At 64.0% G+C, this 13472-nt stretch carries 9 protein-coding genes; 4 read left to right on the forward strand and 5 right to left on the reverse strand.

What is annotated here, in order from left to right; all coding sequences use genetic code 11:
• Positions 1-59: 59 nt before the first annotated feature.
• Positions 60-2555, forward strand: a complete 2496-nt coding sequence (locus ACNJYD_RS25930; RefSeq protein ID WP_439363718.1) for a GAF domain-containing protein — start codon at positions 60-62, stop codon at positions 2553-2555.
• Between the two features lie 3 nt (positions 2556-2558).
• Here the strand turns inward: ACNJYD_RS25930 and ACNJYD_RS25935 are convergent, their stop codons facing one another.
• From ACNJYD_RS25935 to ACNJYD_RS25955, 5 genes are all read right to left on the reverse strand, one after another.
• The gene (locus ACNJYD_RS25935; protein ID WP_260382931.1) at positions 2559-4142 is read right to left on the reverse strand and encodes an MDR family MFS transporter; all 1584 of its coding nucleotides are present in this window, start codon (positions 4140-4142) and stop codon (positions 2559-2561) included.
• Positions 4143-4336: 194 nt separating this feature from the next.
• Positions 4337-5659, reverse strand: coding sequence for a hypothetical protein (locus ACNJYD_RS25940; protein ID WP_439363719.1), 1323 nt, complete (start codon positions 5657-5659; stop codon positions 4337-4339).
• A gap of 11 nt (positions 5660-5670) precedes the next feature.
• Entirely contained in the window at positions 5671-7692 is a 2022-nt protein-coding gene (locus tag ACNJYD_RS25945; RefSeq protein ID WP_439363720.1) for a S8 family peptidase, read from the reverse strand.
• An 11-nt stretch (positions 7693-7703) separates the two neighbouring features.
• Positions 7704-8837, reverse strand: coding sequence for a patatin-like phospholipase family protein (locus tag ACNJYD_RS25950; RefSeq protein ID WP_439363721.1), 1134 nt, complete (start codon positions 8835-8837; stop codon positions 7704-7706).
• 135 nt (positions 8838-8972) lie between these two features.
• A complete protein-coding gene (locus ACNJYD_RS25955) occupies positions 8973-9482 on the reverse strand; it encodes a YcgN family cysteine cluster protein (RefSeq protein ID WP_172784219.1) in 510 nt (169 codons plus the stop codon).
• 292 nt (positions 9483-9774) lie between these two features.
• On the opposite strand from ACNJYD_RS25955, the gene ACNJYD_RS25960 reads away from it, so the two are divergent.
• The 3 genes from ACNJYD_RS25960 to ACNJYD_RS25970 are packed head-to-tail and all read left to right on the forward strand — an operon-like array spanning position 9775 to position 13220.
• Positions 9775-12051, forward strand: coding sequence for a transglycosylase domain-containing protein (locus tag ACNJYD_RS25960; protein WP_439363722.1), 2277 nt, complete (start codon positions 9775-9777; stop codon positions 12049-12051).
• A 9-nt stretch (positions 12052-12060) separates the two neighbouring features.
• Positions 12061-12639, forward strand: a complete 579-nt coding sequence (locus ACNJYD_RS25965; RefSeq protein WP_172784217.1) for a DUF1214 domain-containing protein — start codon at positions 12061-12063, stop codon at positions 12637-12639.
• Positions 12636-13220: a DUF1254 domain-containing protein gene (locus ACNJYD_RS25970; protein WP_172784216.1), complete on the forward strand. Its 585-nt coding sequence runs from the start codon at positions 12636-12638 to the stop codon at positions 13218-13220. The genes ACNJYD_RS25965 and ACNJYD_RS25970 overlap by 4 nt, the downstream gene beginning before the upstream one ends.
• Positions 13221-13472 lie beyond the last annotated feature (252 nt).

Here is a 13472-nt window from a genome sequence, read left to right on the forward strand (position 1 = left end):
GAAAGATGTGATAATCCGGCCCGGTGCCGCGCACGTCGCGGCATCAAGCTGGGTGAGGAATGACCACGCTTTCGCACGACATCGAGGAACTCGAACGCCAATTGCAGTTGGCCGCGGCCGAGAATGCGCAGCTACGCGCTGAGCTTGCGACTGCGCGGGATCGCCAGAGCGCCAGCGCCGAGATCCTGCGCACCATCGCGGCATCGCCGTCCGATGCGCGGCCGGTCTTTGCGGCGGTCGCCTCCAGCGCGAAGCGCCTGCTCGGCGGCTTCTCCGCCACCGTGCTTCAGTTCATCGGCGACGAACTGCACCTCGTGGCGTTCACGCCGACCAGCCCGGAGGCGGACGCAGGGCTGAAGGCGTCGTTCCCGCGCAAGATCACGGACTTCCCGACTTTTGCCCTCGTGCGCGAGGGCGAGACGATCCAGTTTCCCGACAGCGAGGCTGCCGACGTTCCGGAACTGAACCGGGAGCTGGCGCGGCTGCGCGGCTTCCGCAGTGTGCTGTTCATGCCGCTGATGAACCGGGGCGCGCCGGTCGGCATGATCAGCGTCACGCGCGCCGTAACGGGCGCATTCGCGCCCGACCTGGTCCAGCTGCTGCAGACCTTCGCCGACCAGGCCGTGATCGCGATCGAGAATGCACGCCTGTTCAACGAGACGAGAGAGGCGCTCGAACGCCAGACCGCGACGGCCGACATCCTGAAGGTGATGGCGGCCTCCCCGTCCGACGTGCAGCCGGTGTTCGAGGCGATCGCGACCAATGCCAACCGGCTGATCGGCGGCTTCTCCACCGCGGTGCTGCGCTATATCGACGGCGCCGCGCACCTCGCGGCATTCACCCCGACCGATCCGACCGGCGATCGCGTGCTCCAGGCCTCGTTTCCGGTGCGGTTCGCGCAATTCCCGCCCTATCAGCTCGTGGCCAATGGTGCCGCGGCACAATTGCCCGACACCGAGCTCGAGCCCGCCGCGCGCGACATCGCGCGCGCCCGCGGCTATCGCAGCATGCTGTTTACGCCCCTGATGAGCGAAGGCGAGGCCATCGGCATCATCATCGCGACGCGACGCGCGACCGGCAACTTCGCCGAGCATCATGTGCGCCTGCTGCAGACTTTCGCCGACCAGGCCGTGATCGCGATCAAGAATGTCAGCCTGTTCAACGCCACCAGGGAAGCACTTGAACGTCAGACTGCGACTGCCGACATTCTCAAGGTGATCGCGGCTTCACCGTCCGATGTCACGCCGGTGTTCCAGGCCATTTCCGACAGCGCCAAGGCGCTGATCGGAGCGCATTCCTCCACCGTCACCCGCGTCGTCGACGGCATGCTGCATCTGGCCGCCTTCACGACCGACAATGATGCCGGCAATGCGGATCTGCTGAGCTCATTTCCGACACCCTTGTCATCGTCGGGCATTCACAGCCGCGTGGCGACGAGCGGCGAGTTTGCCTTCCGCAGCGACATGCAGAACGAGCCTGGTCTGACCGAGGCCATGAAGGAGCTGGCGCGAACGCGCGGTTATCGCAGCATCCTGGTGGTGCCGATGCTGCGCGACGGCGTTGCGATCGGCACCATCGCCGTGACACGGCGGGAGCCCGGTCATTTCCCGGACAAGGCGATCAACCTGCTCAAGACCTTTGCCGATCAGGCCGTGATCGCGGTCGAGAATACCCGACTGTTCAACGAAGTTGCGACCCGCACCAGCGAGCTCGCCCAATCGCTCGATGATCTGCGCGCCGCGCAGGACCGGCTGATCCAGACCGAGAAGCTGGCATCACTGGGCCAGCTCACGGCCGGCATCGCGCACGAGATCAAGAACCCGCTCAACTTCGTCAACAATTTTGCCTCGCTGTCTGCCGAGCTGACCGAGGAGCTGAACGAGGCGCTCGCGCCGGTCCCCCTCCCCGAGAACGTCCGCAGCGAGGTCGACGAGCTGACGGGGCTTCTGCAGGACAACCTCGGCAAGATCGTGCAGCACGGCCGCCGCGCCGATTCCATCGTCAAGAACATGCTGCTGCATTCGCGCGAAGGCGTCGGCGAGCATGGGCTGAGCGACATCAACGCCCTGGTCGAGGAAAGCCTCAACCTCGCCTATCACGGCGCACGCGCCGAGAAGCCGAATTTCCACGTGACGCTGAAGCGCGAGCTCGATCCCGCGGCCGGACACGCCGAAATGTTTCCGCAGGAGATCACCCGCGTGCTCCTGAACCTGATCTCGAACGGCTTCCACGCGGTCACCCGGCGCAAGGCCGACGGCGCCGCCGGCTACGAGCCGATGGTGACCGCCGCGACGCGCGACCGCGGCGACCAGATCGAGATCTCCATTCGTGACAACGGCACCGGCATTGCCGACGACGTGAAGGAGAAGATGTTCAATCCGTTCTTCACGACCAAGCCGGCCGGCGAAGGCACCGGCCTCGGGCTGTCGATGACCCACGACATCGTCGTGAAGCAGCACGGCGGCACGATCGACGTCGCAACGGAGCTCGGTGCGTTCACGGAGTTCACGATCCGGCTGCCGCGGAAGAGCGGCTTCCCGGACGCAGGCCGCTGAGCCTTACTCGGCCATCTCGACGGGTTGCTTGGCCGAGGGTCCGGCCAGCGGGCGCTCCTCCATCGCGATCAGGCACAGCGCGGCTATCGTCATCAGTGCGGTGGCGGCGCCGAAGACGTAGCGGAACGCATGACGCATGTCGTCGGCGGGAATCGCTACGCTGCCTGCGGCATGGTGCTCGCCGGCGAGCGGGATGTCGGTGCCGAGCGCGATGAGCAGGATCGCGGCGAAGGCCGCCACCGTGAACGAGGACATCAGCGAGCGGAAGAAGTTCATCGCGCCGGTGATGGTGCCGACTTGCGGACGCGCGACCGAGTTCTGCAGCGAGACCACGCAGACCGGGAAAGTCGTGCCGAGACCCAGCGCGAACGCGGCCATCAGCAGCAGCAGCCCCCACAGCGGCAAGGTGGTGACCGTGAGGCCGAGGCCGCACAGCGCGGCCCAGGACGTGCCGATGATGGCGACGCGCTTATAGTGCTTGGCCCGCGCCATGGTGCGGCCGGCGACGGCGGCGCCAACGGTCGAGACTGCCGCGAGCGGGATCAGCGCAAGCCCCGCCTCGCTGGCGCTCAAATGGTAGACCTGCTCGTAATAAAGCGGCAGCTGCACGGTGAGGCCGGTGATCGCACCGAGCCCGCAGCCGCCGGCGGTCAGCGCGAACGGCGCCACCGATCCCGTCAGCAAGGGCAGCGGCAGGAACGGCTCGTCGGCCCGCCGGGCGTGCCACACGAAGCTCACCGCGAGCGCGACGGCGCCGCCCACCATCGCCAGCACCGTCGGCGACAGCCAGGGATAGCGCGTGCCGCCCCAGGTCAGCACCAGCATGAAGACCACGGCGGCGGCCATCAGCAAGACGCCGCCGAGCCAGTCGACCTTGCGCTTGCGATGGAACACCGGGATCTTGCTCATCTTGGGCAGCAGCAATGCGAGCGCTGCGGCCGCAAGCGGCAGGTTGATCCAGAAGATCATCGACCAGTGCAGATGCTCGGCGAACACGCCGCCGATGACCGGGCCGAGGATGCCGCCGACCATCCAGACGCTGGAGAAATAGGCCTGATACTGCCCGCGCTCGCGCGGGCTCACGACGTCGGAGATCACGGTCTGCACCACCGGCATGATGCCGCCGCCACCGAGGCCCTGAAGCCCGCGTGCCAGGATCAGCATCGGCATGTTCGGCGCGATCGCGCACAGCACCGAGCCCGCGACGAACAGGCTGAGCGAGATGATGATCATGACGCGGCGGCCGTAGATGTCGCTGAGCGTCCCGAACACCGGCGCGACCGCGGTCGAGGCGAGCAGATAGGCGGTGATCACCCAGGAGAGATTGGAGACGTCCTGGAACTGGCGTCCGATGGTCGGCAGCGCGGTCGCCACGATGGTCTGGTCGAGGGCTGCCAGGAACATCGTCAGCATCAGGCTGATGACGATGGTGCGGACCTCGTCGGAGCTCAGCGGCACCGGTGGGGCGATCGACGGCGCGTCGTCGACGCTGATGACCTCGCTCGGCAGGCGGGACAGCTCTTCGGCAATATCGTCGGGCAAGGCCTGGATGTCGGCAGAATTGCTCTGCCGGTCGAACTTGTTCATCTCGATCGGACGTCGTGACGCGGCGCAACGCCGCGAAGGATTCGTTCTATGCAGGCAATGTAGAGAGGAAAGTTCTTCCCAGGCAGGCACCGCGGCGCATGGGTGCATCCCGCCGATGCATCCTCGCGGTTCCGGGATCGACAGAGCCGGGCCGTATTGAGGTACTGCTTGGAGCCTGAGCGCCCCCGAGCCCACTAAAGCCTGATGGGGTCCAGCAAGTTGATCAGATGTGGTTTGCCGGGATCAACGATGACCACCTTCTTGCCGAACTTGGGATTGCTCTGGAACAGAGCGCCGAGGCTGTGCTTTTCCGGCGACCAGTTTTCTCGAACCGGCTTCTTGGTCGCCGGATTCTTCTTCTTGCGCGCCTTCTCCTTGGCCTGCTCCTTTTCCCAGTCGGCTTGGCGCTCGATATCTATCTCGTCAATCGGATAGGTCAGGTGGATTGTGTATTCGGCGTCGACGCCCCGCGCTTCCAGCAGCATTTCCAGCGTCTCACGTTCGGGATTGCCGTGTTCGCCATCACCCGAGAAGACGTAGTGGTCGGCAGGCAGGCGCTCGAAAAAGACCTGCTCCAGATTGTTGGAGCTGCCGTGATGCGGCACCTTGAGAAGATTGACGTGGCGCGTCTTTCCGGGGGCAAGCAACCTGGCCAGCTCAAGTCCCTCCAAGACCTTGTCACCACGCGCGTCGCCGGTCAGCAGCATGCACTTGCCGCCCATTTCGGCCAAAACGACGATGCTGGAGAGATTGGGCACCGACTTGTCGACGAATGCCGCCAGCATTGCTTCCGGGCTTTTCTTCCCCTGCTTTTGCTCCCGCAGCCATTTGTCATGGGCTTCCTGGAGGGCCAGCAATTCGGGCTGCATCGGTCCGGCCACGGTCATCTTGAGGCCACCATCCAACATGACCGCGTCCGTATCCTCGGTCGCGAGGATCAGCTCGCCGTCGAATTTGTGGTTCAGTTTCCACTGCCGACGCGCCGGCGAGCGTCGCTGCAACACTTCCCGATCATCACGCAATTGACGGCCCTGCGATATGCCGGCGAGAACATCCACTGTCTGATGCACCTCTTCCTCGTCGGATTCTTCGTCGGGCTCGATTGAGTCAAAATCCGGCCTTCGCGCAGTGCCTGCCTCGAATGACGCCGGCCCAAACCCGGACAACAGTTCTTCAGGCGCAGTCGTGAGCAGATCGTCAAAGCTGTTGTGCCACAAGCTGGCGACCTTGAGACGGAGATCGGGACTGTTCCCCAGCTGATCCGCCGTTAGTTCGAGAATGCCCCTAATGTGATCGTCGTCGATGTGACTGACCATCACAACGTCTATCGGCAAGGGATCATTCGGCTCCAATTCGCGCGAACGGTGAATCTGCGCGATTCTCGGCGCCAGATGTGGCTTATAGACCTTGGCAGGTCCTCCATCGATCAGCATCAGGTGCGGATCGTCAGCTGTTCCGAAATGAAGGATCAGGCAATCGCCCTTGCGGGCGCGCAAGACGTCAAGGCTAAAATGCATCGCATTCCTCCTCAGATCGATTGAAGTGCCCGCAACACGTCGAGCATGCCGTGCCCCTGAAAGCTGCGCTCGCGGCCAAGATCCGTCGCGCTGTCGCACAGGATGCGTTTGACTCGGCGCGGTTGCCCGATCAGCTCTTCGTATCGGGCGAGCAGCATCGCCGCGGCTCCGCTAACCATGGGAGCCGCCATGCTGGTGCCCGATTCCGGAGCCCAATCATCATTCGGAACGGTCGATAGAATCCGCTCACCGGGCGCGACGAGATCCGGCTTCGCGCGGCCATCGCCGGTCGGACCGCGGCTCGAGAAGAAGCTGACTCCGTATGTATGCGGCCAATTCCCGTGGGTCGATCCAACGGTGATGACGCCGTCGGCATTTCCGGGATCGGTGATACTGAAGGCGGCATAATTTTCGAACGGACCATCCTTCGTTTCGAATTTCTGAAAGCCGCGATTGCCTGCTGCGGCCACGACCACCACTCCGCTTTCGACCAAACGTTCGCATTCGTTGCAAATCGGCGTCCGCCCACATGCAAAATTGCGCACGTTGTGCGGAATTGAGAGGCTGAGATTCGCGCCGTGAATCGTGATGTAGTTATGCCGCTCGTTGACGTAACGGATGTATTGCATGGCAGCGATGACGGCGAACTCGGTCTCCTCCAGGCTCGCACCCAGCACGCGGAAATCGTAGAGTCCGATGTCCGGGCACATGCCGCCAGCGTATTTGCCGTCCCTCTGGTCCGCTCCGATGATTCCCGCAACGTGGGTCCCGTGCGAACTGGGCAGCTTTTCAGACTTGTCGTTTGGATCCGGCCTCTTGACCGTGATCAGCCTTTCGACGGTCGCCCAGTTGATGGGGCGCTCCTTCTCGAAGTCTTCGGCAATCTTCTCCAGGCTGACGTCCACCTCGGCTTCAGGGAGCCCGGACGCTCGGATCAGCTTCTCGCGGGTTTGAGCATCGACGTCACCCGTCTCACTGCTGACGATCTCGCGAATATTCGTGAAATCGAAGATTTTCCTGACACGCGACGCCGGCTTCTCGCCGGACGTCATGAACGCGTCGTGATTGTTCTGAATACCGGAATCAAGAACTGCCCAAACGATATTCTTGCACTGGACGTTGAACAGCGACCTCGCAGCGTCGGCCTTGACCGCCGGCACCGACCGATCGAGCGCGGGAACGGCCGATCGGTTGAGCGATACCTGGAAAATACAAGCTGGTCTTTCTTCCGCCGGCTCGCTCCTGGCATCGACGATGTCGTTCTGCTGCCGAACGTTCTCGTCCGCCTTGACTACCTCATAAAGTGCGAACATGTCGGAGAGAATCTCGTCGGCATAGTCCCGGTATCGTTCCAATGCCTGCTCAAAGGTCAGTGGCTCAAGCGGTTCGTCCCAACCGACGGGACGTTCCAGCTTGCAAATCCAGTAGATCAATCCGGCGAGCGCGATATACCTTTGGAGCGACGTGGCATTGTCCAATGTGCGTTCGCGCGGCGCGTTGGACCTCCTCGGCCCTTGCTGGAGCAGCTTTTTGATCGTCCCCTGATTGTCGCCGGCATCTACGCCTTCGATCCTTTCGGCCACCTTCGGCTCGCGCCACCATTGTGTCCGCGGTACCAGGATGCGAAGCACCTGGTCGAAATAGAGCCGCGCACCGACGAGCCCCTGCAAATAGGCGACCTTGGCCTTTGTTGGAGGCCGGCCAGGCGGGGCAGATTCGACCGGCAGTTTCAGCGCGCCTGCGATGGTACGGGCCACGCTCACCGCGGTCGCATTTTTGTGCGGCGTAATCAGAACGTCCTGGGCGATGCCCGGATCGAGCGCGTAAGCCGCCCAGACATCGCCGAGCAGCGGCGAGTCCTGCAGCACGCGCCTGTCGTCGCGGGGACCCAGGAGGATATGTTCGACCACTTCGGGCGGAATAGAGAACTGCTTGGGTCTTCCGTCGGCCGAGACCGGCCAAGTCGGCCCGCGGCTTTTGGGTGTGCCGCTTTGCGGTTTTGCGCGCCGCTTACGCCCCTTGTCGTCCGCCATTGTCGTCTTCCTCAGACACCAGACTGCGGATAGGGAAAGGCAGGCGCTGGCCTGACCGCCACAACATGCTTGCGCAGGGCCGCATCACACACGGCGTAGCCCCAATTGATCAATCTTTCCTGCGTCGTCGCGTCCAGCCGTTTCAGACGTGTCGGCACCTCCGCAAGTTGCAACGTACGCTCGAAAGGACACGGCAGAGCATCGGCCAGCCCGTAGTCCGCGATGTCGGTGCGGATGCCCCAATAGGCGCCCTTGCGCGTTCCCGACTTGAAGGAGTCGATGACCTGCCGCTTGCGCAGCGAACGCACCTGATTGTCGATCAGATTGAGGACGCGGTAGGAATGCCGGGGCCAATCCGTCTCCGGTTGCTCTTCAGCCTCTATCTTGCCGCCGGCATCGCTGACCAGAACCGTCTGGTGGCGCTTCCATGCCGTCTCAAGGCCGAGATTGTCGTAGACGCCGCCATCGCTGAGAACGACGCGCGTGGTAAATGGAGGCCGCTGCAGGTCGAGTCCCGTACCGGGCACGAAATCGCTGTCCTTGAGACGCAATTCGAATGGAGAGAGGACCGGGGGAAAAGCGGAGGAAGCCGCTACGGCTTGCGCCAGCGGAATTTTGGGATTCTTCACCTCGCCGACGCGGTAGTCGCGCATATAAGGCTTCATGAAACGCCAGAGCGCGCCTGATTGCACGTTCGTTGCATTGATTACGAAGCGCGGCTCGTCAGGCATGTCCTGCAGTGTCTTGCCGTGAAACAGGTGATCGTCGTACGCGTCGGCGATACGGTCGCCGATGCTGCCTGGCAACAGCGCCCCCAGGATCACCGACTCGGCATCGATCGTGACGCCTGCGAAGGTGCGTAACGGCGCGACAAATTTCGGAATGAAATCGCTGTTGATGCTGCCAGGTTTGAAGCTGAGCTCGGGCCACGCCAGCGCCAACATGCCAGCAGTGATCGACCCACCGGAAACGCTCGATATGCGCTTGATATTCTGCAGCAGTCCCGTTTCGTACAGCCGCCACAGGACGCCGATATGAAACACCATCGCGCGATATCCTCCGCCGGAAAGGCAAAGCGCAGTGGTTGGTTCTAATGGCTTGTTCTCGTCGTCCGTCGGTATCGGATCAACCGGATCAGTATTCATCGGACCCCCAAAAATTCTAGGGTACCTCAATCATTCAAACAACCTAAGTATATCCAGATCAAAATCTACAACCAGAATATCACCTCAACCCTTGAATGTGAAGCGTGTCTCCGTGCGACCTCTACGCACAGCTGTTCAAGGTCGCTTCTTCAGACGCGCCCGTTTCGGCAAGGTCGCCGGCCAGTGCACGATGTGGTCCTCGAGCTCCTCGTCCGGGACCTCCTCCTCGCTGCCCTCGACGCGGCCGCGCACGGAGACGCCGGCTTCGTGCACGGTGTTGGGGTCACCCGAAACCAGCGGATGCCACCAATAGAGGTCGCGCCCTTCGGCGACGAGCTTGTAGCCGCAGCTCGGCGGCAGCCAGTTCAGGGTGCGGACATTGGCCGGGGTCAGGCGGACGCAGTCCGGAACCTTGTCGGAGCGATTCGGATAGTCCTTGCAGGCGCAGCTCATCCCATCGAGCAGCTTGCAGCCGATATGGGTGAAGTAGATCTGCCCGGTGTCCTCGTCCTCGAGCTTGTTCAGGCAGCAGCGGCCGCAGCCGTCGCACAGGCTTTCCCATTCGGCCCCCGACATCTGTTCCAACGTCTTGGTTTTCCAGAAGAATCCTTCCTGTCCGGAAGGTCGTTTGGGAGCTGCGGTCATGCGCCTCAACAACGGTTCGAAAGAGCTACGGCAACGCCATCTAGGGCGCGCGGCGGCAGGGGTGCAAGCGAGGCCCCTTTGAGGCCCGTAATGAACCGGGGTCAATTAGGCCTGTTGTTCAAAATCGCGAGCGTGACCATTGGTTTATGGGGCCCGCTCGGCTAGAAGGAACAGCAAGTCCCTCGGATGCTGGCCGGGCGCCTTGGGTTTGCCGCAACATTCCCGCAAGACGTCTCGAGGCCGCCCCGGCCGGGTGCTTGAACGCTTTCGAAGCAAGCCTCAAGGGTTCTAGGTGCGCCAGATCATACCACCGCATTGGAAGCAGAGGGTCCGGAATTTCTTCCTGGATCTCGATGCGCGCATCGACTCCTCGCTGTTCTCCTCGGCCAAGGGCATCCGCGAGCTCTACGAGCGCTACTCGACCTTCATGGACCGCTTCTATGTCGGGCGGTGGAAGCGCTGGGTATTCATCGAGCCGCTGTCGGAGGCCGCAACCCTCGGGCTCGGCGGCCTCGTCGTGATGCTCACCCTCGCCATTCCCGCCTTCCGCGAGACCGCAGACGAGGACTGGCTGAAGAAGTCCGACCTCGCGGTGACGTTCCTCGACCGCTACGGCAATCCGATCGGCAGCCGCGGCATCAAGCACAACGACTCCATTCCGCTGGAAGACTTTCCGGACGTCCTGATCAAGGCGACGCTGGCGACCGAGGACCGCCGCTTCTACGAGCATTTCGGCATCGACATCGCCGGCACCGCGCGCGCGCTCGTCACCAACGCGCAAGCCGGCGGCGTGCGCCAGGGCGGCTCCTCGATCACCCAGCAGCTCGCCAAGAACCTGTTCCTGAGCAACGAGCGCACCATCGAGCGCAAGGTCAACGAGGCCTTCCTCGCGATCTGGCTGGAATGGCGCCTGACCAAGAACGAGATCCTCAAGCTCTATCTCGACCGCGCCTATATGGGCGGCGGCACTTTCGGCGTCGACGGCGCGGCGCATTTCTACTTCAACAAGTCCGCACGCGACGTGACGCTGGCGGAAGCGGCGATGCTCGCCGGCCTGTTCAAGGCGCCGACGAAGTATGCCCCGCACATCAACCTGCCCGCCGCCCGCGCCCGCGCCAACGTCGTGCTCGACAACCTCGTCGATGCCGGCTTCATGACCGAGGGCCAGGTGTTCGGCGCCCGCCGCAACCCGGCCTTCGCAGTCGACCGCCGCGACGAGGCCTCGCCGAACTATTATCTCGACTACGCCTTCGACGAGATGCGCAAGCTGGTCGACACCTTCCCGAAGTCCTACACCGAGCGCGTCTTCGTCGTCCGCACCGCCATCGACACCAACGTGCAGAAGGCGGCGGAAGACGCGGTCGAGAACCAGCTGCGCCAGTTCGGCCGCGACTATCACGCGACGCAGGCGGCGACCGTCGTCGCCGATCTCGACGGCGGCATCCGCGCCATGGTCGGCGGCCGCGACTACGGCGCCAGCCAGTTCAACCGCGCCACCGATGCCTATCGCCAGCCGGGCTCCTCGTTCAAGCCTTACGTCTACACCACGGCGCTGCTGAACGGCTACACGCCGAACTCGGTCGTGGTCGACGGTCCGGTCTGCATCGGCAATTGGTGCCCGCAGAACTATGGCCATTCTTATTCCGGCTCAGTGACGCTGACGCAGGCGATCACCCGCTCGATCAACGTCGTGCCGGTGAAGCTGTCGATCGAGATTGGCCGGAAGAGCGAGCCGAAGGCGCCGAACCCGGCCAAGGTCGGCCGCGCCAAGATCGTCGAGGTCGCGCGCCGCTTCGGCCTCAAGGCGCCGCTGCCCGACACGCCCTCGCTGCCGATCGGCTCGGACGAAGTCACCGTGCTCGAGCATGCGGTGGCCTACGCGACCTTCCCCAACCGCGGCAAGGCGGTGACGCCGCATTCGGTGCTCGAAGTGCGCACCGGCGCCGGCGACCTGGTCTGGCGCTGGGACCGCGACGGACCGAAGCCGCGGCAGGCGATCCCCGCCTCCGTCGCCGCCGACATGGCCGGCATGATGAGCCACGTCGTGAGCGAAGGCACCGCGCGGCGCGCCGCGCTGGACGGCATTCCGACGGCGGGAAAGACCGGCACGACCAATGCGTATCGCGATGCCTGGTTCGTCGGCTACACCGGCAATTTCACCTGCGCAGTGTGGTACGGCAACGACGATTACTCGCCGACCAACCGCATGACCGGCGGCTCGCTGCCGGCGCAGACCTGGCACGACATCATGCTCGCCGCGCATCAAGGCGTCGAGGTCCGGGAGATCCCCGGCATCGGCATGGGCCAGAAGCTGCCGCCGCAGCCGATGGCCGCGCACCCCAGTGCGGCGCCGAAGGTTCTGGAGACCAAGCCCGGTCCGCCGCCGGTGCTGACCAAGCGCGGCGCCGACATCCTGGTGCGCGTCGAGAAGCTGCTGGATGATGCGGCCAAGGCTGCGAACAAGTCGACGGCAAATGACGGCAAGCCGTCCTCGTCGACGAGCGCGCTCGCCTTCCCGCAGAACTATGCGGAAGAGAACGCCAACACCTCCGCCCCGCGCAAGAACTGATCGAAACCCGTGCGGCTGATCCTGATCACATTGACGGCGCTTCTTCTTGCGACAGTCGTCGGCGTCGGCGCGACGTGGATGACCACGACGCGCGGCACCGAGATCGGCGCGCTGACCATCGGCGCCTGGACCGCGCGGCCGCGCACCGGCACCGCCGACGTCGACCCCTATTCGCGCGCCACCATCGTCCGCAACGGCGAGCTGCCGATCGGCACCGGCGACGGCGTCGCCTTCACCGCCACCACTGACGACAAGAAGAAGGCGCTCGACGGCCGCTGCGACGTGATCGTGTCCGGCGTGACGCCGCCGGCGCGGTTCTGGACGCTGACGCTGTACGACCGCAAGGGCCACCTCGTCGCCAACTCGCTGCAGCGCTACGGCTTCACCAGCCAGGAGATCGTGCGCTCGTCCGACGGCTCGTTCGAGATCCGGATCGCCTCGCGCTCGCGCGCCGGCAACTGGCTGCCGACCGGCGGCATCGAGCGTTACGCATTGATGCTGCGTCTCTACGACACGCCGGTCGGCGTTGCGACGCGCACCCAGCGCGATGCGCCGATGCCGAGCATCACAACGGTGGGCTGCTCATGATCCGGCTCGTCTTCACCATCGTTGCCGGCGTGGTGCTGGGCCTCGTGGTCCATCTCGTCAGCGTGCTGGCGCTGCCGCGGATCGCCACCCAGGATGCCTATTCGCGGCTGACGCCGATGACCAGGGTGAACGCCGTCACCCAGCTTCCCCTCGCCGATCCCAACAATTCGCCGATGCCGTTCATGGATCCGGCCTTCGCGCTGGCGATCTGCCGCTACGACCTGTCGGGCGGGCCGATCAAGCTGACGGTGCCGGTGAGCCAGGCCTACACCTCGGTGTCGTTCTACACCCGCAACGAGATCGCCTATTACGCCATCAACGACCGCTCCGCGGGCCGCAAGGTGATCGAGCTCGACCTGATGACGGAGGCGCAGCACAACGAGCTGCCGGAGGACGAAGAGGTCACCGCGGCCGACCGCCTGATCATCGATTCCCCGACCACGACCGGCCTGATCCTGATGAAGGCGCTCGCCCCCGAGCCCGGCCTGATGCAGCAGGCGCAAGGCTCGCTTCAAGCTGCGACCTGCGCTCCGCAGACCGAGCCGCCAGCCAAGGCCGAGGCGCCGCGCGGACGGCGGTGAGCGCGGCCGTTTCGGCGAGCTAGAACAAAAGTGCGAAAACAACCCCATGCACAGTAGCGGGGGTGTTGAAATCATTCGCTATTTTGAGTTGGCATCAGGCGGGCGTTTGCCGGACCGAGACGGTCCCTCCCCGTCGCATTGCTCGGCTTTGACTCGTCGGGCAAAACACTGGCAGAATGCCAGCATCGAAAAGCGCGTCACACACCCGCGCGGAGAAATCCGCCGCGGGTTTTTTCATGCCGGAGAACAGAG

This window comes from Bradyrhizobium sp. SPXBL-02 (assembly GCF_051853065.1).
Lineage (GTDB): Bacteria > Pseudomonadota > Alphaproteobacteria > Rhizobiales > Xanthobacteraceae > Bradyrhizobium.

Excerpts from the sequence above, each read along its gene's own strand:
- ACNJYD_RS25930 (WP_439363718.1), top strand. The coding sequence starts at position 60 with ATGACCACGCTTTCGCACGACATCGAGGAACTCGAACGCCAATTGCAG.
- ACNJYD_RS25935 (WP_260382931.1), bottom strand. The coding sequence starts at position 4,142 with ATGAACAAGTTCGACCGGCAGAGCAATTCTGCCGACATCCAGGCCTTG.
- ACNJYD_RS25940 (WP_439363719.1), bottom strand. The coding sequence starts at position 5,659 with ATGCATTTTAGCCTTGACGTCTTGCGCGCCCGCAAGGGCGATTGCCTG.
- ACNJYD_RS25945 (WP_439363720.1), bottom strand. The coding sequence starts at position 7,692 with ATGGCGGACGACAAGGGGCGTAAGCGGCGCGCAAAACCGCAAAGCGGC.
- ACNJYD_RS25950 (WP_439363721.1), bottom strand. The coding sequence starts at position 8,837 with ATGAATACTGATCCGGTTGATCCGATACCGACGGACGACGAGAACAAG.
- ACNJYD_RS25955 (WP_172784219.1), bottom strand. The coding sequence starts at position 9,482 with ATGACCGCAGCTCCCAAACGACCTTCCGGACAGGAAGGATTCTTCTGG.
- ACNJYD_RS25970 (WP_172784216.1), top strand. The coding sequence starts at position 12,636 with ATGATCCGGCTCGTCTTCACCATCGTTGCCGGCGTGGTGCTGGGCCTC.